The sequence below is a fragment of the Sphingomonas liriopis genome (assembly GCF_024211255.1).
Lineage (GTDB): Bacteria > Pseudomonadota > Alphaproteobacteria > Sphingomonadales > Sphingomonadaceae > Sphingomonas > Sphingomonas liriopis.
This window is the reverse complement of record NZ_JAMLDY010000016.1, coordinates 23,823-44,291: the sequence shown is the minus strand read 5'-3', so window position 1 is coordinate 44,291 and position 20,469 is coordinate 23,823. Positions and strand designations below refer to the sequence as shown.

Annotated in this window: 18 protein-coding genes; 12 read left to right on the top strand and 6 right to left on the bottom strand. The window is 70.2% G+C overall.

Annotation, left to right across the window (positions count from 1 at the left end):
- Window positions 1-109 precede the first annotated feature (109 nt).
- The gene (locus M9979_RS13135; RefSeq protein WP_254289818.1) at window positions 110-283 is read left to right on the top strand and encodes a hypothetical protein; all 174 of its coding nucleotides are present in this window, start codon (window positions 110-112) and stop codon (window positions 281-283) included.
- A 64-nt stretch (window positions 284-347) separates the two neighbouring features.
- Here M9979_RS13135 and M9979_RS13130 read toward each other — a convergent pair whose 3' ends face one another.
- The 3 genes from M9979_RS13130 to M9979_RS13120 all read right to left on the bottom strand — a co-directional run bounded on the left by M9979_RS13130 (window position 348) and on the right by M9979_RS13120 (window position 2,428).
- Window positions 348-737, bottom strand: coding sequence for a glycine zipper 2TM domain-containing protein (locus M9979_RS13130; RefSeq protein ID WP_422922092.1), 390 nt, complete (start codon window positions 735-737; stop codon window positions 348-350).
- A 111-nt stretch (window positions 738-848) separates the two neighbouring features.
- Window positions 849-1,301 carry a hypothetical protein gene (locus M9979_RS13125; protein WP_254289816.1) on the bottom strand — a complete coding sequence of 151 codons (453 nt, stop codon included), beginning with the start codon at window positions 1,299-1,301 and terminating at the stop codon, window positions 849-851.
- 95 nt (window positions 1,302-1,396) lie between these two features.
- The gene (locus M9979_RS13120; RefSeq protein WP_254289815.1) at window positions 1,397-2,428 is read right to left on the bottom strand and encodes a retroviral-like aspartic protease family protein; all 1,032 of its coding nucleotides are present in this window, start codon (window positions 2,426-2,428) and stop codon (window positions 1,397-1,399) included.
- A 116-nt stretch (window positions 2,429-2,544) separates the two neighbouring features.
- Between M9979_RS13120 and M9979_RS13115 the strand changes: the two genes are divergently transcribed.
- From M9979_RS13115 to gyrB, 4 genes are all read left to right on the top strand, one after another.
- Window positions 2,545-3,327 (top strand): Coq4 family protein, encoded by a 783-nt coding sequence (locus tag M9979_RS13115; protein ID WP_254289814.1) that lies wholly within the window; start codon window positions 2,545-2,547, stop codon window positions 3,325-3,327.
- 343 nt (window positions 3,328-3,670) lie between these two features.
- Complete coding sequence (gene recF, locus M9979_RS13110; RefSeq protein WP_254289813.1) at window positions 3,671-4,726, top strand: DNA replication/repair protein RecF; 1,056 nt, start codon at window positions 3,671-3,673, stop codon at window positions 4,724-4,726.
- 85 nt (window positions 4,727-4,811) lie between these two features.
- Window positions 4,812-5,573 (top strand): OmpA family protein, encoded by a 762-nt coding sequence (locus M9979_RS13105; RefSeq protein ID WP_254289812.1) that lies wholly within the window; start codon window positions 4,812-4,814, stop codon window positions 5,571-5,573.
- A gap of 89 nt (window positions 5,574-5,662) precedes the next feature.
- Window positions 5,663-8,173, top strand: a complete 2,511-nt coding sequence (gene gyrB, locus M9979_RS13100) for a DNA topoisomerase (ATP-hydrolyzing) subunit B (RefSeq protein ID WP_254289811.1) — start codon at window positions 5,663-5,665, stop codon at window positions 8,171-8,173.
- Window positions 8,174-8,367: 194 nt separating this feature from the next.
- Here gyrB and M9979_RS13095 read toward each other — a convergent pair whose 3' ends face one another.
- Window positions 8,368-9,252, bottom strand: a complete 885-nt coding sequence (locus tag M9979_RS13095; protein ID WP_254289810.1) for a LysR family transcriptional regulator — start codon at window positions 9,250-9,252, stop codon at window positions 8,368-8,370.
- A gap of 81 nt (window positions 9,253-9,333) precedes the next feature.
- Between M9979_RS13095 and M9979_RS13090 the strand changes: the two genes are divergently transcribed.
- The 4 genes from M9979_RS13090 to mmsB are packed head-to-tail and all read left to right on the top strand — an operon-like array spanning window position 9,334 to window position 13,474.
- A complete protein-coding gene (locus M9979_RS13090) occupies window positions 9,334-10,863 on the top strand; it encodes a CoA-acylating methylmalonate-semialdehyde dehydrogenase (protein ID WP_254289809.1) in 1,530 nt (509 codons plus the stop codon).
- Window positions 10,864-10,868: 5 nt separating this feature from the next.
- Window positions 10,869-11,405: a hypothetical protein gene (locus M9979_RS13085; protein ID WP_254289808.1), complete on the top strand. Its 537-nt coding sequence runs from the start codon at window positions 10,869-10,871 to the stop codon at window positions 11,403-11,405.
- 7 nt (window positions 11,406-11,412) lie between these two features.
- Window positions 11,413-12,558, top strand: a complete 1,146-nt coding sequence (locus M9979_RS13080) for an acyl-CoA dehydrogenase family protein (protein ID WP_254289807.1) — start codon at window positions 11,413-11,415, stop codon at window positions 12,556-12,558.
- A gap of 43 nt (window positions 12,559-12,601) precedes the next feature.
- The gene (gene mmsB / locus M9979_RS13075; RefSeq protein ID WP_254289806.1) at window positions 12,602-13,474 is read left to right on the top strand and encodes a 3-hydroxyisobutyrate dehydrogenase; all 873 of its coding nucleotides are present in this window, start codon (window positions 12,602-12,604) and stop codon (window positions 13,472-13,474) included.
- Between the two features lie 71 nt (window positions 13,475-13,545).
- On the opposite strand, the gene M9979_RS13070 is transcribed toward mmsB, so the two are convergent.
- Both M9979_RS13070 and M9979_RS13065 read right to left on the bottom strand, forming a co-directional pair.
- The gene (locus M9979_RS13070) at window positions 13,546-14,631 is read right to left on the bottom strand and encodes a glycosyltransferase family 2 protein (protein WP_254289805.1); all 1,086 of its coding nucleotides are present in this window, start codon (window positions 14,629-14,631) and stop codon (window positions 13,546-13,548) included.
- Complete coding sequence (locus M9979_RS13065) at window positions 14,628-17,126, bottom strand: DegT/DnrJ/EryC1/StrS family aminotransferase (protein ID WP_254289804.1); 2,499 nt, start codon at window positions 17,124-17,126, stop codon at window positions 14,628-14,630. The genes M9979_RS13070 and M9979_RS13065 overlap by 4 nt, the downstream gene beginning before the upstream one ends.
- 253 nt (window positions 17,127-17,379) lie before the next feature.
- On the opposite strand from M9979_RS13065, the gene M9979_RS13060 reads away from it, so the two are divergent.
- The 3 genes from M9979_RS13060 to M9979_RS13050 are packed head-to-tail and all read left to right on the top strand — an operon-like array spanning window position 17,380 to window position 20,431.
- Window positions 17,380-17,853 carry a MarR family winged helix-turn-helix transcriptional regulator gene (locus M9979_RS13060; protein WP_254289803.1) on the top strand — a complete coding sequence of 158 codons (474 nt, stop codon included), beginning with the start codon at window positions 17,380-17,382 and terminating at the stop codon, window positions 17,851-17,853.
- Window positions 17,854-17,855: 2 nt separating this feature from the next.
- The gene (locus tag M9979_RS13055) at window positions 17,856-19,256 is read left to right on the top strand and encodes an efflux transporter outer membrane subunit (RefSeq protein ID WP_422922116.1); all 1,401 of its coding nucleotides are present in this window, start codon (window positions 17,856-17,858) and stop codon (window positions 19,254-19,256) included.
- Window positions 19,253-20,431: an HlyD/EmrA/EmrK family protein gene (locus tag M9979_RS13050; protein ID WP_254289801.1), complete on the top strand. Its 1,179-nt coding sequence runs from the start codon at window positions 19,253-19,255 to the stop codon at window positions 20,429-20,431. The genes M9979_RS13055 and M9979_RS13050 overlap by 4 nt, the downstream gene beginning before the upstream one ends.
- The last annotated feature ends 38 nt before the right edge of the window (window positions 20,432-20,469 follow it).

The following is a 20,469-nucleotide window of genomic DNA, read 5'->3' as shown; positions in this document are numbered from 1 at the left end:
GGAACTCCGAAGAAAGACAAATCGTGGCGGGAGCTTAGCGGCTGGCCTGCCCGCCGCAAGCGGAACGGCAGGACGGCCCGGCCCGTTCATGCCTGCAGAGGAGCCTGCCATGACCGATCCCAAGACCGACGCCGACGCCCCGACCACCGAGACCCGCGACCCCAATCTGTCGACCGAGCATCAACGTCCCGGTGACGCGCGCCGCCCGAGCGAGACGCTCGACAAGGGCCAGCCGCAGGGCGAGACGATCCCGCGCAAATCCTCGCTGCTCGGCAACGACTGACGCGAAAAGGGGTGCGGGACCGATCGATCCCGCACCCCTTTCGTTTACGCTTCGGCGCGTGGCGTCAGCGACAGCGCACGTTGTTGCGATCGACCGACCGGCCGACCGCGGCACCCGCCGCGCCGCCAAGCAACGTGCCGAGCAGGCCCGACCCGCCCGGCGCGATGATGTTGCCGAGCACGCCGCCCGCGACGCCACCGACGATCAGCCCGGTCGTACCGTCGTTGCGGCGGCAATAGTAATTGCCGTTCTCGCCGCGATAGACGCGATCGCGGCTCGACAGCCGCCGCTCGCGATAGCGCGGGCCATCGACATAATAGCGATCGGCATAATAGCCGTTATAGGACGGATCGACGCGGTTGTAGTCGTAGGCCGAATAGCCGCGATAACGGCTGTCTGTGCCATACGTCGAACAACCGGCGAGCGTCGCCGCGGCGGCAACGGCCGCGATCATAGGTATCCGCATTGCATCCTCCCTGTAGCGGCAGCGCCGACGGGTATCGCCGCCGCTGCTGTGGTCATGACAGGAGAATGCCTGCCGCCGGTTATGGTTGCAGACCCGCGATCACGCCGCCCCTGCCGCCTCGCTGAAGCCGCTGCCGCGATCGGCGACCAGCGTCGGCGCAGGGCCGGTGGCGGGGCGCAGCGACTCCCTTTCAGCATCGGTCGGCACCGCGGTCGGATCGGGGCGGAACGCCTCGGCGGCGCGATCGCCGCTGCCCGGGTGCGTGTCGCCCATCAGGTCGGTCGGGACATGCTCGGCGGCAGGATTGCCGGCCCGCTCCTCGAAATGCTTCTCGGTTTCCGCCATGCCGACCGGCGCGGCGGCCATCGTCGCCGGCCGCGGCGTGACCGGGCTGGTCGTGCTGTCGCCCGGCACTGCACCCACGCCGTCGTCATCGCTCGACGCAGGCCGGCGCGCGCCCGGCTTCGGCCCGAACGCCGCCGTCGCCGCGGTCCATGCCGCCGCACCCGCCGCGAAGGCGCCGAGGCCGAAGCCGATCTTCCTGTAATCCATGGCTTTGTATCCCGATTGCTGGCTGTCGCTCCCCAACGGTGCGGCTCCGCGGCGGTTCCGGTTCACACACGATCGAGGTCCACGGCGCGACGGCGTCATTTCGCGTCGGGTGTCGACCCACGCGGCGGGGAACAATCGGTCGCCGCGCCCTCGTCGCGCATCCGCCGGACGGCGGCGGAGGCGATCGTGCGGCAACGGTACAGCTGGAACCGCACCTTCTTCGCGCCGAAATCGAGCGACACGCGGCGAAAGCTGCCCATCAGGTCGGTGCCCAGCAGCATCGCCGGCCGGTCGCGCAACCCGAACAGGCGGAACGGTGGCAGATCGGCGAAGCCGACGCGCACGCCACGCATCACGATGCCGCCGATCCGCAATTCGGGCACGATGGCGACCGGCACCGTCATCGCCTCCCCCGTCACGCTCACCAGCGTCGCCGACACCATCGGCGGCAATCCGCGGCGGAACAGCGCGTCGCGCAGCGCCAGATTACCCACCGTGATCTGCGATCCGGTATCGACAACCGCACGCACGCCGATGGTGCCGGCGCGCGCCTGCGTCAGGATCAGCTGGCCGCCGCTGCGCCGCGCGGTCACGACGATCTCGTCGGCCTGCGTCGTCACCGGCTGGCGCGTATCCTCGATCGTGATCGCCTGCGTCTCGAAATCCAGCCGCAGCCGCTGCCCGCGCAGCGCGTCGATCCCCACCAGCCCCTGCGCGCCGAGATAACGTTCGGGAAGCGTCGGTGCGGCGACGTCCGCCACCACGCTGCCGCCGATCCCCAGCCGCGCGATCCGCACCGTCGCCCGCGGACTGGCACCGGCGACGCCGTGCAGCGTCACCATCGGCCCCGCCGGCAGCCGCAGTTGCATCGCGAGCGCGCCGCCGATCACGCTGCGGTCGGCGCCGCTGTCAACGACGAAGCGATACGGCCCGTGCCCGTCGACCGTCACGTCGACCGCCATCCGCGTCTCGACCTGCGCGCCCGCGACGCTGTCGCCGGTGACCTCCAGCGTGTCGTCGAGCGTCGCTTCCTCGGGCCGGATCGTCGGCGCGCGTTGTGCCGGCGGCACCTCTTGCGCGGCGAACAGCAGCAGCGCGACCGGGACGAGGGCGGACGGGGCGACCATGACCGACGATAGCATCGCTGCCCGCCGGCGCCAGACCCTGCCCCTTGCCAAATCCTCCCCTTGCCAAATCGCTGGCCCGCCATATACTAACATCATTGTCAGTAAGGATCGGTTCGATGGCTCAACTGCCCCCCTTCCCCGGCACCACCGGCAAGCGCGCGTGGCGCACCGCGTTCGACGCGCTCGGCAAGCTGCTCGCCAATGGCGACGACACGGGCCAGGTGTTCCGGATCATGCGCGCGCTCAACGTCGGCGACACCGTGCACGCTTACGGCCGGCTGCTCGCGACCAGCGATGGCGGGCGGATCGCCTATGAGCGTATCGAACTGGCGCAGCGCTTCTCGGATCGCGACTGGGTGGCGGGCTTCGCGCCGGGCACGGTCGGCGCGGCGTATCGCGACTTCCTCGCCACCACCGGCTATTCGGCCGACGGCCTCGTGGAGGTCAGCCGCGTCGATCCCGGCGAGACCGACGTCGTCCACCCCTACGCCTGGATGGGCCGCCGCACCCGCGACGTCCACGACATCTGGCACGTCCTCACCGGCTACAAGGCGGACGAGACGATGGGCGAGGCATGCCTCGTCGCCTTCTCCTATGCGCAGACCCGCGGTCTCGGCTGGGCGTTCATCGCCGGCGGTGCGGCGCTCAAATCGCTGCGCGTCACCGGCGGCACGCTGTTCGCCAGGGCGGTGCGCGAAGGCTATCGCAACGGCAAGCGCGCCCGCTGGCTGCTCGGCGAAGATTACGAGGCGCTGATGCACGAACCGATCGACGCCGCCCGCGCCCGCCTCGGCATCGCCGAACCGGTGGTGTACAAACAGGCGCAGGCCACGCTCGGCGCGCAACTCGCCTCCTACGCCTCGGCGCAAAAGGAGCGCGCGCAGGCGGCACTCGCCTGACCGCCTCCCCCCGTTCGCTCTGAGCCTGTCGAAGGGCCTTGAGTCTCCGGCCGGATCGACATGCGGCGTCAGGTCGATCCGGGTTAAGAAGCAGGGATGGTTCACGCGGAGGCGCGGAGGGCACGGAGATGGATCGCACGGGGCAGCGGCTTCCCGTCATTCCTATGGCAAGATGGGGAGCGCCGTTGGCGCGGCAGGCGCGACACCTCTGCGTCCTCCGCGCCTCCGCGTGAACAAAAACGTTCGTTCGATCCGTACGCTTATGGCGCTCCACCCCAGGACGCTTCCATGGCAAACCGGCGAGCGGATTTTACTGCCCGCCACTTTGCTATAGGCGACCGCGATGCTTTCGCGCCTCGTCCTCACCGATTTCCGCAATCACGCGGGTCTGGTGCTGACCCCGGGTCCGGGCTTCGTCGTGCTCACCGGCGAGAACGGCGCGGGCAAGACCAACGTATTGGAAGCCGTGTCGCTGCTCGCCCCCGGCCGCGGTCTGCGTCGCGTGGCGCTTGCCGAGATGCAGCGACAGGGTGGCCCCGGCGGCTTCGGCATCGCCGCGACGCTGGCCGCCGAAGGGGGCGACGTCGAGATCGCCACCGGGACGATTGCCCCCGCGCCCGAACGCCGCCAGCTGCGCATCCAGGGCGCCGCCGCCACCGCCAACACGCTCGCCGAGTGGCTGACCGTGCTGTGGCTGACCCCGGCGATGGACCGGTTGTTCGTCGAGCCGGCGGGCGAGCGCCGCCGCTTTCTCGACCGCCTCACCCTCGCACTGTCGCCCGCCCACGCGCATCACGCCGCACGCTACGAAGCGGCGATGCGCGCGCGCAACCGGCTGCTCGCCGCCGACGAACCCGCCGACCCCGAATGGCTGACCGCGCTCGAGGCGCAGATCGCGCATCACGGCGGCACGATCGACGCCGCGCGCGCCGACACCGTCGCGGCGCTGGGCGAACGCCTCGCCGATCAGCCCGACGGCCCCTTCGCCCGCGCGGCCTTGGCACTGGAGGGCTGGCGCGGCGATGCCGGCCGGCTCGCCGCCGAACTGCGCACCGGTCGCGCCCGCGACGCCGCCGCCGGCCGCGCGCTCGCCGGGCCGCACCGCGCCGACCTCGCCGTCACCCATCTCGGCAAAGGCCAGGCCGCCGCACTCGCCTCGACCGGCGAACAGAAGGCGCTGCTGCTCGGTATCGTCCTCGCCCACGCTGAACTGGTCGCCGGCCGCACCGGCCACGCGCCGATCCTGCTGCTCGACGAAATCGCCGCGCACCTCGACCCCGTCCGCCGCGCTGCGCTGTTCGATCGCCTCGGCCACCACGGCCAGGTGTGGATGACCGGTACCGAACCCGCGCTGTTCGCCGGTATCGACGCCGCCGCGACGCGCATCGCGCTCGGCTGAACGCCGCCTGTCGGCGCGCGTCACGGAACGTTCAAGCGGCCCGCGCCATTCCACCGCCATCGGGCGGGGGAGATGGAGACAGACGATGATGAAGTCCTTCGTATTGGCCGCCGCTTTGGCCGGCACGCTTGCCACCCCCGCGCTGGCGCAGGATCGCTGGGACTGGAGCCCGGGGGATCGCCCCTATCGCCTCGTCGGCGCCGGCGTACAGGGCCTCTATCCCGAACTGCGCGGCACCCCGCGCGGCCGTGCCTTCGTGATGCGCAACTTCGACCGCAACCGCGACGGCCGCATCTCGCCACGCGAAGCCGCCGATGCCAACGAAGCCTTCGCGCAGATCGCCGGCCCACGCCGCGACCGCTTCGACTGGGCCGCGCGCGACCGCACCGTCGTGGTCGAGACGCGCGAGGTCGTCCCCGTCGGCCAGTGGGATCGCCGCGCGATGCACGATTACGGCTTCCGCCAGACCCCACGCGGCGCGACGCTGACCCTTTCGGAAGACGTGCTGTTCGCCACCGACAGCGACGTGCTGCGCCCCGGCGCGATCGACAAGCTGCGCCCGCTCGCCGGTTATCTGCGGTCCAACCCCGGCGTCCGCGTCGCGATCGACGGCTACACCGATTCGCGCGGGACGAATGCGCACAACCAGGACCTGTCCGAACGCCGCGCCGCCAGCGTCCGCGCCGCCTTCGACGCGATGGACGTCACCCGCGCGCGCTTCAGCGTCGCCGGCCACGGCGAAGCCAACCCCGTCGCTACCAATGCCACCGCCGCCGGCATGCGCCAGAACCGCCGCGTCGAGGTGACGCTGCTCGGTCGCCGCGCGACGGAGTTCGCGCGCTACTGACCCTTACCTCCTCCCTCGGCGACGCCGGGGGAGGACTTGGGCAACCCATTTCGCTTTCGTTACAGGCCGCCAATCCCTATATCGCCTGGATGGCAGAACCCCAGAATACGAACGACTACGGCGCCTCCTCGATCAAGGTGCTGAAGGGCCTCGACGCCGTGCGCAAGCGGCCGGGCATGTATATCGGCGATACCGACGACGGATCGGGCCTCCACCATATGGTGTTCGAGGTCAGCGACAATGCGATCGACGAGGCGCTCGCCGGCCATTGCGACCGGATCGATATCCAGCTCAACGCCGACGGCTCGGTTAGCGTCACCGACAACGGCCGCGGCATCCCGACCGGCATCCATCCTGAAGAGGGCGTCTCGGCAGCGGAGGTCATCATGACCCAGCTCCACGCCGGCGGCAAGTTCGAGAACACCAGCGACGACAACGCCTACAAGGTGTCGGGCGGCCTTCACGGCGTCGGCGTCTCGGTCGTCAACGCCCTGTCCGAATTCCTCGACCTCACCATCTGGCGCGACGGCGAGGAGCATTACATGCGCTTCGCGTTCGGCGACGCGGTCGCGCCCTTGAAGGTCGTCGGCAAGGCCGAGAGCAAGAAGGGCACGCGCGTCACCTTCCTGCCGAGCCCCGCCACCTTCAAGATCACCGAATTCGACTTCGACAAGCTCGAGCATCGCTATCGCGAGCTGGCGTTCCTCAACTCGGGCGTCCGCCTGTTCCTCACCGACGCGCGTCACGACGAGCCCAAGACGGTGGAGCTCTACTACGAAGGCGGCATCGCCGCGTTCGTGAAGTGGCTCGATCGCGCCAAGACCCCGCTCTTCCCCGAGCCGATCGCGATCAACGGCACCCGCGACGACGTGACGATGGACGTCGCGCTGGAGTGGAATGATTCGTACTACGAAAACGTCCTCGCCTTCACCAACAACATCCCCCAGCGCGACGGCGGCACGCACATGGCCGCGTTCCGCGCCGCGCTGACCCGCACGCTCAACAATTACGCCGAAAAGTCCGGCCTCCTGAAGAAGGAGAAGGTGACGCTGACCGGCGACGACATGCGCGAAGGGCTCACCGCGATCGTCTCGGTCAAGCTGCCCGATCCCAAGTTCAGCAGCCAGACCAAGGACAAGCTCGTCTCCTCCGAAGTCCGCCAGCCGCTCGAATCGCTGATGGCCGACAAGCTCGCTGAATGGCTCGAAGAAAACCCCGCGCACGGCAAGTCGATCGTCGGCAAGGTGATCGACGCCGCCGCCGCGCGCGAGGCCGCCAAGAAGGCGCGCGAGCTGACCCGCCGCAAGGGCGTGATGGATATCGCCAGCCTGCCCGGCAAGCTCGCCGACTGCCAGGAGAAGGACCCCGCCAAGTCCGAACTGTTCCTCGTCGAGGGCGATTCGGCCGGCGGCTCGGCCAAACAGGGCCGCGACCGCCATTTCCAGGCGATCCTTCCCCTGCGCGGCAAGATCCTCAACACCGAGCGCGCCCGCTTCGACCGGATGATCTCCAGCCGCGAGATCGGCACGCTGATCCAGGCGATGGGCACCGGCATCGGCCGCGACGACTTCAACGCCGACAAATTGCGCTATCACAAGATCGTCATCATGACCGACGCCGACGTTGACGGCGCGCATATCCGCACGCTCCTGCTCACCTTCTTCTACCGCCAGATGCCCGAGCTGATCGAGCGCGGCCACCTCTTCATCGCCCAGCCGCCGCTCTACAAGGCGACGAAAGGCCGGTCGGAGGTGTACCTGAAGGACGACGCCGCGCTCGACGAATATCTGGTCGAGGCCGGCGTGGCTGCGATGGTGTTCGAGACGCCGGGCGGCCCGCGCTCGGGTGCCGACCTGCGCCAGCTGGTCGATCACGCCCGCCGCATGCGCACGTTGATGCGCTACGTGCCGCGTCGCTACGACCCGGTCATCATCGAGGTGCTGGCATTGGCCGGCGCGCTCGACCCGAGCTTCACCCGCGACCAGCGCGCCGCGACCGTCGCGGAGGTCACCCGCCGCCTCGAATCGGGCGACGAGGAGGCACGCTGGTCGGCGCGGCTGACCGAGGATGGCGGCATCCATTTCGAGCGGCTGTGGCGCGGCGTCACCGACCACCACATCGTCGAGGCGACCTTCCTCGCCAGTGCCGAGGCGCGCAAGCTCCACGGGCTCGCCAGCGAACAGGCCGAAAGCTTCGCGCAGGCCGGCAAGCTGATGCCGAGCAAGGCCGCCGCCGCGGCCGCCGAAGCCGACACGCCGCCCGAGGCCACCGGCGAGGCCGGCGGCCAGATCGGCAGCGTCACCACCACCGTGTCGCGCGGCGAAAGCCTCGTCGCGCGTCCGTCGCAGCTGCTCGACGCCATCCTCGCCTCGGGCCGCAAGGGCCTCGCGATCCAGCGCTACAAGGGGCTGGGCGAAATGAACGCCGAACAGCTGTGGGAAACCACGCTCGATCCGTCGAACCGCACGATGCTGCGCGTCACCAGCGACGACGTCTCGGCGGCGGACATGATCTTCACCCAGCTGATGGGCGAAGTCGTCGAACCGCGGCGTGAGTTCATCCAGGACAATGCGCTGAACGTCGCCAACCTGGACGTCTGATCTTGTTGTTCGTCATTCCCGCGCAGGCGGGAATGACGAACGCGGACGACGGCTTACCCCAACACCGGCGTCACCCCGGACGTGTTCCGGGGTCCACCGTTCCACGCAGCCCACGCATGCGGATCGGTGGATGCCGGAACAAGTCCGGCATGACGAAGCGTGCGTAATCAGCGTTTCGCGCTGACCGACGCGCCCTACCCGAACCGCCCCCGCTGCGCCGCGACCAACCCGGTCAGCCACTCGCGAAACGCCCGCACCTTCTTCGTCCCCCGCGTATCCTGGTGCGTCACCAGCCAGAACGACCGCCGGATCGTCCGCTCCGGCAGCACGCGCCGCAGGCTCCGATCCGCATCGCCGATGAAGCGCGGCAGCACCCCCAGCCCCGCCCCCGCCGCGACCAGCCGGTATTGCGCGTTGATGCTCGAACTGCGGATGCGCGGCTCCAGCCCGTCGTGGATCTCCGCGAGATAGCGCAGCTCGGGTGCGTAGAGCAGGTCCGGCACATAGCCGATCAGCGGATGATCGCGCACCGCCGCAGGCTCGACCGGCAACGGATGCCGCGCCGCATACAGGTCCGCCGCATACAACCCCAGCGCGTAATCGGTCAGCTTGCTGCTGACCAGCGGCCCGGTCTGCGGCCGGGCGAGCAGGACCGCGATGTCCGCCTCACGCCGCGACGGGCTCAAAAAGCCGCTGCTCGCGACGAGATCGACCGTCAGGTCGGGATGCGCCGCGGTGAAATCGCGCAGGTGATGCGCGACGAACCACGTTCCGAACCCCTCCGACACGCTCACCCGCAGCACGCCCGACAGACGGTCGGGATCGGCATCGGTCGCGACGATGCCGCTCGCCGCCTGCTGCATCGCTTCCGCCGCGACCAGCAGCGCCTCGCCCGCCGCGGTCAGCACCTGTCCCTCGCGCGATTGCTCGAACAAGGTCTGGCCCAGCGTCGCCTCCAGCCGCCGCAGATGCCGCGCCAGCGTCGTCGCGTCGATCCCCGCCGCCGCCGCGGCGCGCGCGATCTGCCCGGCGCGCGCTACGCGCAGAAAATCCTGAAGGTCGTCCCAGCGCGGCTGCATATCTGCAGGTCGCACTCGCACTTTCGGCCCTTGCCTGCAATCCTGTCCGGGTCGATCTTGCCCACGAGAACGGAGAGGTTCATGCGCACCATCGATCATGCCATCGTCGGCCACACCGGCGACGACGCCAGCCGCTACGGCGACGTCTTCGACCCCAACAGCGGCGAGGTGCAGGCCCGCGTCGCGCTCGGCACGACCGCCGACCTCGACCGCGCGATCGCCGCGGCGCAGAAGGCACAGCCCCGCTGGGCGGCGACCAATCCGCAGCGCCGCGCCCGCGTCATGTTCCGCTTCAAGGAACTGGTCGAGGCGAACATGGACGCGCTCGCCCGTCTGCTCTCCTCCGAGCACGGCAAGGTCATCGCCGATTCGAAGGGCGACATCCAGCGCGGGCTCGAGGTCATCGAATTCTGCTGCGGTATCCCGCACGTGCTGAAGGGCGAATATACGCAAGGGGCAGGCCCCGGCATCGACGTTTATTCGATACGCCAGCCGCTCGGCATCGGTGCAGGCATCACGCCGTTCAACTTCCCGGGCATGATCCCGATGTGGATGTTCGGCGTCGCGATCGCCACCGGCAACGCCTTCATCCTCAAGCCCTCCGAGCGCGATCCGTCGGTGCCGGTGCGCCTCGCCGAATTGATGCTGGAGGCGGGCGCGCCCGAGGGCATCCTGCAGGTCGTCCACGGCGACAAGGAGATGGTCGACGCGATCCTCGACCATCCCGCGATCAGTGCGGTCAGCTTCGTCGGCTCGTCCGACATCGCCCATTACGTCTATCGCCGCGGTGTCGCGGCGGGCAAGCGCGTGCAGGCGATGGGCGGCGCCAAGAACCACGGCATCGTCATGCCCGACGCCGACCTCGATCAGGTCGTCGCCGACCTGTCGGGCGCCGCGTTCGGCTCGGCGGGCGAGCGCTGCATGGCGTTGCCCGTAGTGGTGCCGGTCGGCGACAAGACCGCCGACGCGCTGCGCGAAAAACTGATCCCCGCGATCGCGGCGCTGCGCGTCGGCGTCTCGACCGACGACCAGGCGCATTACGGCCCCGTCGTGAACGCCGCGCACAAGAGCCGCGTCGAGAACTGGATCCAGACCGGCGTCGACGAGGGCGCCGAACTGGTCGTCGACGGCCGCGGCTTCACCCTGCAGGGGCATGAGAAGGGCTTCTTCATCGGCCCGACGCTGTTCGACCGCGTGACGCCCGACATGTCGGCGTACAAGGAGGAGATCTTCGGCCCCGTCCTTCAGATCGTCCGCGCGCAGAGCTTCGAGGATGCCGTGCGCCTGCCGAGCGAGCACCAATACGGCAACGGCGTCGCGATCTTCACCCGCAACGGTCATGCCGCGCGCGAATTCGCCGCGCGCGTCAACGTCGGCATGGTCGGCATCAACGTGCCGATCCCGGTGCCGGTCGCCTATCACACCTTCGGCGGCTGGAAGCGCAGCGCGTTCGGCGACACCAACCAGCACGGCATGGAGGGCGTCAAGTTCTGGACCAAGGTCAAGACGATCACGCAACGCTGGCCCGACGGCTCTGCGCTCCCCGGCGGCAGCGAGGACGGTGGACCCAGTCGCATCCAGGATGCGTTCGTCATTCCCACCATGGGATGATCCATATGCGTCTGACGGTCCTTGCCATCGCTGCCCTGAGCCTCGCCGCTTGTTCAGGCGGCGAATCGGCCAACAATGAATCGAGCGGCGGCAGCGCCGCGGTCGAGCCGACGCCCGGTAACCTCTCGATCGACCCGCAGAACACGGTCGTGCCGCTCGACCCGCCGGGCAATGCCGCGGTCCAATCGCCGGTGCCGCTGCCGACCGCCAGCCCCGTGGCGCTGACGGCGCTGCCCGCCGGCTTCGAGGGCCGCTGGGGCATGGTGCCCAACGATTGCGATCCGAAGCGCGCCGACAACAAGGGCCTGCTGACCATCGCTGGCGACCGCCTGTCCTTCTACGAATCGCGTGGGACGGCCGGCAGCATCCGCCAGACCCAGCCGACGCAGGTCGCCTTTGCCCTCCCGATGAGCGGCGAGGGGCAGACCTGGTCCGAACCTACCACGCTAACCCTGCTCGACGACGGCAAGACGCTGGTCCGCGAGGCCAAGGGCTCGCCCGACCGCGCCGGCTCGTTCCGCTACAGCCGCTGCCCGGCCTGAGGATTTCATGGAAAACCAGTTCGACCTCACCGACGATCAGCGCGAGATCCAGGATCTCGCGCGCCGCTTTACCGCCGACCGTATCACGCCGTTCGCGGCCGAATGGGACGAGCGGCACATTTTCCCGCGCGAGACGATCAAGGCGGCGGCCGAGTTGGGCTTCGCCGCGATCTACGTGTCGGAAGAGAGCGGGGGCATCGCGCTCGGCCGGCTGGAGGCGGCGCTCATCATGGAGGCGATGGCCTATGGCTGTCCCTCGACCAGCGCGTTCGTCTCGATCCACAACATGGCGTCGTGGATGATCGATCGCTTCGGCTCGCCGGCGGTGAAGGACAAATACCTGCCGAGCCTCGTCACGATGGACCGGCTGGCGAGCTATTGCCTGACCGAACCCGGCTCGGGCTCCGACGCCGCCGCGCTCAAGACGCGCGCAGTGAAGGACGGCAATGATTACCTCGTCACCGGCTCGAAGCAGTTCATCTCCGGCGCCGGCGAGAACGAGGTGTACGTCACGATGGTCCGCACCGGCGAGGACGGGCCCAAGGGCATTTCCGCGCTGGTGATCGAGAAGGACATGCCCGGCGTGTCGTTCGGCGCCAACGAACGCAAACTGGGCTGGCATTCGCAACCCACCCGGCAGGTGATGTTCGACAACGTGCGCGTGCCGGCGGAAAATCTCGTCGGTGCGGAGGGCGAAGGCTTCCGCATCGCGATGATGGGCCTCGACGGCGGCCGGCTCAACATCGGCGCGTGCAGCCTCGGTGGCGCGCAGCGCTGCCTCGACGAGGCGGTGCGATATACCAAGGATCGCAAGCAGTTCGGCCAGGCGATCGCGGATTTCCAGAACACGCAATTCACCCTCGCCGACATGGCGACCGAGCTCGAGGCGGCGCGCGCCTTGCTCTACATGGCCGCGGCCAAGGTCACCGCCAACGCCCCCGACAAGACGCGCTTCGCCGCGATGGCCAAGCGGCTCGCCACCGACATGGGATCGTCGGTGGTCGATCGCGCGCTCCAGTTGCACGGCGGCTACGGCTATCTGATGGATTATCCGGTCGAGCGCTTCTGGCGCGACCTGCGCGTCCATTCGATCCTGGAGGGCACCAACCAGGTGATGCGGATGATCGTCGGCCGCGATCTGCTGCGGCAGTAATACCAGCGGGAGGGTCGATCCCATCAGAACAGGAGAGCAAGACATGGCACGCGTCGCCTTCATCGGCCTCGGCAACATGGGTGGCGGGATGGCCGCCAACCTCGCGAAGGCGGGGCACGACGTCCGCGCCTTCGACCTCAGCGCCGATGCGCTGGCCAAGGCGAAGCAGGCCGGCTGCCTCCCCGTCGCTTCCGCCGCCGAGGCGGTTGAGGGCGCGGAGGCGATCGTCACCATGCTCCCCGCCGGTGCCCATGTCGAAAGCGTCTATGCCGACGCGGTCTTCGGCCACGCGCCGCCTGCGGCGATCCTGATCGATTGTTCGACGATCGACGTCGCCACCGCGCGCCGCGTCGCCACCGCCGCCGGCGCGAAGGGGCTCGCCGCGGTCGACGCCCCCGTCTCTGGCGGGATCGCGGCGGCACAGGCCGGCACGCTCACCTTCATGGTCGGCGGGCCGCAGGACGCGTTCGACCGCGCGCAGCCGTTCCTTGCGCAGATGGGCAAAGCGGTGATCCACGCCGGCACCAGCGGCGCCGGCCAGGCCGCGAAGATGGCGAACAACATGCTGCTCGGCGCGACGATGATCGCGACGTGCGAGGCGTTCCGGCTCGCCGAACGGCTGGGGCTCGACCTGCAGACCTTCTACGACATCTCCTCGGTCAGTTCGGGGCAGAGCTGGTCGATGACCAGCTATTGCCCCGTCCCCGGCGTCGGCCCCGAGACCCCCGCTGACCGCGATTACCAGGGCGGGTTCGCCGCGGCGCTGATGCTCAAGGACCTGCGGCTGGCGATGCAGGCGGCGCAGGAGGCCGGCGCCACCACCCCGCTCGGCACGCACGCGACGGAGCTATACGAGGCGTTCGTCGCGCAAGGCCACGGCACGACCGATTTCTCGGGGATCATCCGGACGTTGTAGGGCGCGCGCCGCTCTACCCATCGTCATTCCCGCCTCCGCGAGGATGACGCGGAAGGAAACGGCATCCGCCCTCACCCGTCTCCGCGTCTCCGCGCCGTCGCGCGAACCCGTCGCACCGCGCCCACCGCCGCGGAGCCGAGCAGCGTCCCCAGCCCCGCATAGCCCAGCCCGAGATGCGGCGGCCGCGCCGCGAGCACGTCCCCCAGCCCGACCGCACCCGAGCGCAACCCCGCGCGCCCGATCGCGCCCCAGCGCCGCGCCGTTTCCCAGCGGATCAGCTTCGCACTCTCCGCATCGGGCCGCGCCTCGGCGAGGAACGCCGCCTGCAGCGCCGCGATCCCCTCGCCCAGCCGCACCAGCGTCGCGCGGTCGGGCACCGGCACCCCGCCCATGTTGTGCAGCACCAGCAGCCGCGCGAGCGCCGCCGCCGCCTCTTCCCCCAGCAGCGCCGCATGCCGCTCGGCCAGCACCCGCATCGCTGACGCGCGCATCGTCTCGGTGAACCGCTTCGACGCGCCACCGTCATGCTGGCGGTACAGCAGCAACGGCGTATCGATCCGCGCCACCCGCCCGAAGGCCGCCACGCGATGGTACAGGTCGAAATCCTCGGCATAGAGGATCTCGGGCCGGGTGAACGGATCGAGCGCATGCGCCACCGTGGCGCGCACCATCACCGTCGACCAGACCAGCGGATTTTCGATCCAGCCGAGCCACGCGATCAGATCGGGCGTGGTATGCGGGGCATAATGCATCGCCGACACGCGCGTGCCGCGCAGCTGCTGCGCCTGCGCACCGACCAGCACGACGTCGGGATGCGCCTCCAGATACGCGACCTGCATCGCCAGCCGTTCGGGCAGGCACAGATCGTCCTGGTCGAGCCCCGCGACATAGCGCCCGCGCGCTTCGCCCACGCCACGGTTGCGGGTGCGCACCGGGCCGCCGTTCACCTCGTTTTCGATCAGCCGCACGCGGGGATCGGGCCAGCCGCGCACCAGCGCGCGCGTGTCGTCGGCGGAGCAATCGTCGACGACGATCGCCTCCCAATCGGTCAGCGTCTGGCGCTCGAGCGATTCCAGCGTCTCGCCGATGAACGCCGCCCCGTTGTAACCGGGGATGACGACCGAGACGATCGGCGCGCCGGTCATGCCGCCGGTCATGCCGCCGCCTGGGCCTCCCGCTCGAGCAACTGGTCGACGATCATCTGCCCGACGTCGTTCTGCCACAGCCACAGCCCATTCGCCTGGCCCGTAAAGCTCGCCTCGCCGCCCAGCTTGCCCCACGGCACGAACCCCGCCGACAGGCCGATGCCATAGGCGCCCGGCACCGGCCGGTCCTGCGCATCGAGGATCCGGCAGTGCCGGTCGACCATCGGCCGTCCCGCGTGATGCGCCAGCGCCAGCGGCGCGCCATCGACGCCGAGCAGCGACACCGCCCGCGGCCGATAGCCGAGCGCGCCGACGACCAGATCGGCGCCTTCGATGATCTCCCGCGCCGCCGCATCCTCATCGCCGCCGATCCGGTGCGACGTGACGCGCGGATCGGGCGTCCGCCCGCCCAGCGCCAGCATCCGCAACACGAGCTCGCGCGATTCGAGCCGCAGGCCCGCCAGCCGCAGCACGAAGCCGCTGACCGGGCAGATGTCGTTCTCGTCGAAATCGTGGAAGCCGTCGGCATGCGCCGCCGCGATCGTCGGATAGAAGGGCTTTAACGGCTGACGATGCAGGATCGTCACCGCCCCCGCGCCGAAGGCGAAGCCCGGCTGACTCTTGAGCAGCAGCACCGCCGCAGCGATCGCGCTGGTCGACGCGCCGACGATCGCGATTCGCGGTGACGGCACCCCACGCAGCCGCTCGTGCACCGCCTCGACCCCGCCCTGGCGCAGCAGCACGTCCGACCGCATCAGCCGCCGCCCCGCCAGCACGCCGAGCGGCATCCCCGCGACGCGCTTGCCCGCGACCTGCGCATCGGTCTGATACCCCCCAGTCGCCACCACGACGTTGCGCGACACCAAGGTCCGCACCGCCCCCGCGCCATCGCGGACGCTCGTCGCCCAGCGGCCATCGGCGGTGCGCTGCACCTGCGTCGCGTCATGGCCGGTCAGTACCTCTCCGCCGTGGCGCGTGACGATCGCCTTCAGCCGATCCGCGGTCGCGGTCAGCAGCGGCGCGGTATCGGCGAGCGGCGCGCCCAGTTCGCCGACATAGCGTTCCATCAGCTGCCCGGCGGGATGCTGCGCCAGCGCGGCGAGTTCGGGATGCGGGTTGTCCTTCACCGCCGACAGGAACGTCTCCGCGGTCGTGTCCGAGCGGATCGCATAGGAGCCGAGCTCGCCCGCCCCCATCCGCGTCCGCCGCTCGACGATCGCCAGCCCCGCCTCGGCCAGCGGCACCAGTTTGTCCTGCTTGCTCGCCGACGTCAGCATCGCGGTGCCCGCCGGCCCGCCGCCGATCACCACCGTCGCCAGATCCGTCGCCACGCTACGCTCCTCCGTCCTCAGGCCGACACGCCCCGCCGCGCCATCGGCGACGCGCTCGATCGCCGCGATCAGCCGCGCGGCGATCACCGGCGCATCCGCCGGCGTCATCGCATCGGTGATCGGCAGGCTCAGCATCCGCGCGGCGACGTCGTCGGCGACCGGCGTCGGCTCGACCAGGCCATGGTCGCGGAACAGCGGCTGTTCGCCGATATGCGGGCTGAAATATTGGCCGACGCCGACGCCGTCCTCGGCGAGCGCGGCGACGATCGCGGAGCGGTGCGCGGCGAGGTCGCGCGGCAACAGCACCGGCATGAACTGCGTCGCCTGCCGCCGCCCCGTCGCCACCTGCATCGTGAACGCCGGCAGCGCCGCGCGATACGCCGCGTCGATCGCGGCGCGCGCGTCGCACACCGCGTCGATCTCGGCGAGCTTCGCCCGCGCCATCAGCGCGATCACCTCGGGCAATTTGGCGTTGATCCCGGGCAAGGTCGCGCTGCGCCCGGCCTCGAACCCGAAGTTGATCATGCCGCGCAATTGGTCGATCAGCGTGGCATCGCCGCTGTAGACCAGCCCGCCCTCGGCGACCGAGAAGGTCTTGGTGGCGTGCATCGAATAGACGATCGTGAACGGCGCGCCCGTCCCGAAACCGCGTCCCCCCTCGTCGATCGTGCCGAGCGACGCTGCCGCGTCGATCACCACGCCGACGCGATGGGTCCGCGCCAGCCACGCGTAGCGATCGAGATCGATCGCCGTCCCGAACGTCGCATAGGGCACGATCACCCCGATCCGCTCGCCGTAGCGGGCCAGCAATTCCTCCTCGTGACGCGGATCGGCGGTCCAGCCATCGGCCTCGACGTCGCAGACCAGCGGCGTCAGCCCCGCCCACAGCGCCGCCTGCGCGGTCGCGGCAAAGGTCAGCGCCGGCATCAGCGCCAGCGTGCCCGGCCGCGGGTGCATTCCCGCCGCCTGCCGGATCGCCACCATCAGCCCCAATGTCGCATTGCCGACCGCCAGGCTTGCGCCCTCGCCGCCGAACAGCTGCGCGGTGATCTCCGCCTCGAAGCCGCGCACTTCGGGGCCGTTGTTGCTGAACACGCCCGACGCCTCGATCCGGCGCAATCCTTCGGTCAGGGCGCTCAGCCGGGGCGGCCGCGGCGCGATCAGCGGGAATTCCATGGGCAACGGTCCTGAAAAGTCGAACCGCACGCCTACGTCACCGCTCCTAAGAACCCGTTAGCGATGACCGCCAAAGGACCGGGACAGCGTCCGCCCCGCCCCACCGTTCGTGCCGAGCCTGTCGAAGTACGATGAGTCTCACCGCCCTTCGACAGGCTGAGGGGCGAACGGAGGAAGAATGCACGCCTCAAAGCGCAGCAACATTCCGCAACAAAGCATTGACTGCCGCGGCAACCGTTGCCATGGCAACCATATGGCCTTCTATTCCGACTCGAACTTTCATCCGGAAAACTCGATCGGCTATCTGCTCCGCCGGTCGGAGCAGCTCGGCGCCGCCGCGCTCGAACCGATCTTCGCCGCCGCCGACATCACCAAGACGCAATGGAGCGCCCTGGTCGCGCTGCATTTCAATCGTGCGACCACCTGCGCGGAGATCGCGCGCGACCTGTGTTACGACAAGGGCGCGACGACGCGGCTGGTCGATACGCTCGAGGAGCGCGGCTGGGTGGTGCGCGACCGCGACGGCGACGGGGACCGGCGCGTCGTCCGCCTCGCGCTGACCCCGGCGGGCGACCGCATCGCCGCCGAGGTCCGCGACCGGGTGATCCGGGTATGGAACGTCTGGGTCGGCGATTGGGACGACCAGGACATCCGCGATCTGACCCGCCTCCTCCAGCGGCTCCGCGACACCCTCCAGCAGCCCCTCGACCAAGGCGTCCTCGCGTGAAGATCACCCGATTGTCCCCCGCCGCGCTGCTGCTCGCCAGCGCCTGCGCGATTCCCGCCAGCCCGCCCGCGGTGACACCCGTGGCACCGACCGCGCTCGGCCTCGCGCCCGAAGCCGCACCGGCGATTTCCGACAACTGGTGGACGGCGTTCGGCGATCCGCAGCTCGACCGCCTCGTCGCCGATGCGACCGCGGGCAATCCCACGCTCGACGCCGCGCTCGCCCGCGTGGCGCAGGCGCAGGCGGTGCTCGCCAGCCGCGACGCCGCCAATGGCCCCGACGTCTCGTTCGACGGCTCGGCGCAGGTCAGCCGCCTGTCGGGCCGCTACACCATCCCGCCGCCCTATGCCGGCACCGTCCGCTTCATCGGCCAGGCGCAGGCGAACCTGTCGTGGAACCTCGACCTGTTCGGGCGGCAGAAGGCGGCGATCGAAGGCGCGCGCGCCTCGACCCGCGCCGCGGGCCTCGACCTCGCCGCCGCGCGGCTCGCGATCGCCGGCTCGGTCGTCCAGACCTATATCGACCTCGCCCGTGCCGAGGCGCAGGCGGCGATCGCCCGCCGCACCATCGCCACGCGCACCGATTCGCTGCGCCTCGTCAACGTGCGCATCCGCAACCGGCTGGCGAGCAACCTGCAGGCGGTCGCCGCGCAGACCCTGCTCGCGCAGGCGCAGACCGCGCTGGTCCGGGCCGAGGGTGCCCGCGCGCTCGCCACCAACGCGCTCGCCGCGCTGGCGGCCCGCGGCCCCGATTATGCCGCCGCGATCCGCCCGGCGACGCTGCGTCTCGACACCGCCTTGCCGCTGCCTGCGCGCGTTCCCGCCGACCTGCTCGCCCGCCGTCCCGACATCGCCGCGGCACAGGCGCGGATCGAGGCCGCCGCCGCCGGCCGTCAGGTCGCGCGCCGCGCCTTCTATCCGAACGTCAACCTCGCCGCGCTGGCCGGTTTCCAGGCGGTCGGCCTCGGCAATCTGCTCAGCCTCGACGCCGGCACCGTCGGCGCCGGGCCGGCGATCCATCTGCCGCTGTTCGACAACGGCCGGCTGAAGGCCGACCTCGCCGGCGCCACCGCAGGCCTCGACCTCGCCACCGCCGATTACAACGACCGCGTCATCGGCGCGGTGCGCGAGGCGGCGGACGCCATCGCGCTGATCGGCAACCTCGCGCAGCAGCGCGCGCGCACCGCAGAGGTCGTGCGCGGCTTCGGCGAAACCAACCGCCTCAACGCGATCCGCGTCTCGAGCGGGCTCGATAGCAAGCTCGACCTCGTCGACAACGACGTCCGCCTGCTCGACGCCGAGCTCGCCCAAGCCAATCTCGTCGCCGATGCGGCCCGCCAGCGCGTCGCGCTGGTGCTGGCGCTCGGCGGCGGCGTCCCGTCCGCCCAGGAACCCGCCCGATGACCGATACGCAAGCCCCCGCTCCCCAACCCGCGCCCGAAATGGCCCCCGATACGGCCAAACCCAAGGCGCGCCGCCGCGGCCTGACTATCCTCGCGATCGTCGTGGTGATCGGCCTGATCGTCTGGGCGGTCTTCCACTTCCTGCTCGCCAAGCCCGAACAGGAAACCGACGACGCCTATGTCGCCGGCGACGTCGTCGCGATCACCGCGCGCGATCCCGGCCAGATCACCGCGATCCACGCCGACAATACGCAGACGGTGAAGGCGGGCGACCCGCTGCTCGACCTCGATCCCGCGACGGCCGATGTCGCGCTGTCGTCCGCCGAAGCGGAGCTCGCCCGCGCCGTCCGCGCCACCCGCGCCGATTTCTCGAAGGTCGGCGAAAGCGGCGCAGCGGTCGTCCAGGCGCGCGCGCAGCTCAGCGCCGCGACCGCCGATTACGCCCGCCGCCAGGGTGCCGCCGCGCAGGGTGCGATCTCGGGCGAGGAACTCGCGCACGCCGCCGATGCGGTGAAGGTCGCGCGCGCCAACCTCACCCTCGCACAAAGCCAGCAGACGCAGGCGCGCTCGACCGTGCAGGGCACCGACACGTCCACCAACCCCGCGGTGCTCGCCGCCGCCGCCGCCTATCGCCGCGCCGCGATCACGCGCAGCCACATGCACATCGTCGCGCCGATCGACGGCGTCGTCGCGCAGCGCACGGTGCAGATCGGGCAACAGGTCGCCGCCGGCACGCCGCTGATGGCGGTCGTGCCGCTGTCGAAGGTGTGGGTCGACGCCAATTTCCGCGAGACGCAATTGAAGGACCTGCGCATCGGCCAGCCCGCGACGGTGACCGCCGACATGTATGGCGGCGACGTCGTCTTCCACGGCCATGTCATCGGCGTCGGTGCCGGGTCGGGCAACGCCTTCGCGCTGCTGCCGCCGCAGAATGCGTCCGGCAACTGGATCAAGATCGTCCAGCGCGTGCCGGTGCGTATCGGCCTCGATCCCAACGAACTGGTCCGCAATCCCTTGCGCGTCGGCCTGTCGGTCAATGCGACGGTCGATACCGCGAACCTCGGCGGCCAGCGCCTCGGCCGGCCGGCGGCGCAGGCCTATGGCAACAAGCCCGTCGATGGCGGCGACCCCGCGGTCGAGGCCCGCATCCGCCAGATCATCGCCGCCAACCGTTGACGCCCGCGTCGCCCTCACCCTTCGCCGCCTGCGGCGTC

Bases quoted from the DNA above. Each gene is read 5' to 3' on its own strand.
- M9979_RS13115 (WP_254289814.1), top strand. From the start codon at position 2,545: ATGGCTCAACTGCCCCCCTTCCCCGGCACCACCGGCAAGCGCGCGTGG.
- M9979_RS13070 (WP_254289805.1), bottom strand. From the start codon at position 14,631: ATGACCGGCGGCATGACCGGCGCGCCGATCGTCTCGGTCGTCATCCCC.
- gyrB (WP_254289811.1), top strand. From the start codon at position 5,663: ATGGCAGAACCCCAGAATACGAACGACTACGGCGCCTCCTCGATCAAG.
- M9979_RS13095 (WP_254289810.1), bottom strand. From the start codon at position 9,252: ATGCAGCCGCGCTGGGACGACCTTCAGGATTTTCTGCGCGTAGCGCGC.
- M9979_RS13080 (WP_254289807.1), top strand. From the start codon at position 11,413: ATGGAAAACCAGTTCGACCTCACCGACGATCAGCGCGAGATCCAGGAT.
- M9979_RS13135 (WP_254289818.1), top strand. From the start codon at position 110: ATGACCGATCCCAAGACCGACGCCGACGCCCCGACCACCGAGACCCGC.
- M9979_RS13105 (WP_254289812.1), top strand. From the start codon at position 4,812: ATGATGAAGTCCTTCGTATTGGCCGCCGCTTTGGCCGGCACGCTTGCC.
- mmsB (WP_254289806.1), top strand. From the start codon at position 12,602: ATGGCACGCGTCGCCTTCATCGGCCTCGGCAACATGGGTGGCGGGATG.
- M9979_RS13125 (WP_254289816.1), bottom strand. From the start codon at position 1,301: ATGGATTACAGGAAGATCGGCTTCGGCCTCGGCGCCTTCGCGGCGGGT.
- M9979_RS13130 (WP_422922092.1), bottom strand. From the start codon at position 737: ATGATCGCGGCCGTTGCCGCCGCGGCGACGCTCGCCGGTTGTTCGACG.
- M9979_RS13065 (WP_254289804.1), bottom strand. From the start codon at position 17,126: ATGGAATTCCCGCTGATCGCGCCGCGGCCGCCCCGGCTGAGCGCCCTG.
- M9979_RS13120 (WP_254289815.1), bottom strand. From the start codon at position 2,428: ATGGTCGCCCCGTCCGCCCTCGTCCCGGTCGCGCTGCTGCTGTTCGCC.
- M9979_RS13085 (WP_254289808.1), top strand. From the start codon at position 10,869: ATGCGTCTGACGGTCCTTGCCATCGCTGCCCTGAGCCTCGCCGCTTGT.
- M9979_RS13060 (WP_254289803.1), top strand. From the start codon at position 17,380: ATGGCCTTCTATTCCGACTCGAACTTTCATCCGGAAAACTCGATCGGC.
- M9979_RS13090 (WP_254289809.1), top strand. From the start codon at position 9,334: ATGCGCACCATCGATCATGCCATCGTCGGCCACACCGGCGACGACGCC.
- recF (WP_254289813.1), top strand. From the start codon at position 3,671: ATGCTTTCGCGCCTCGTCCTCACCGATTTCCGCAATCACGCGGGTCTG.
- M9979_RS13050 (WP_254289801.1), top strand. From the start codon at position 19,253: ATGACCGATACGCAAGCCCCCGCTCCCCAACCCGCGCCCGAAATGGCC.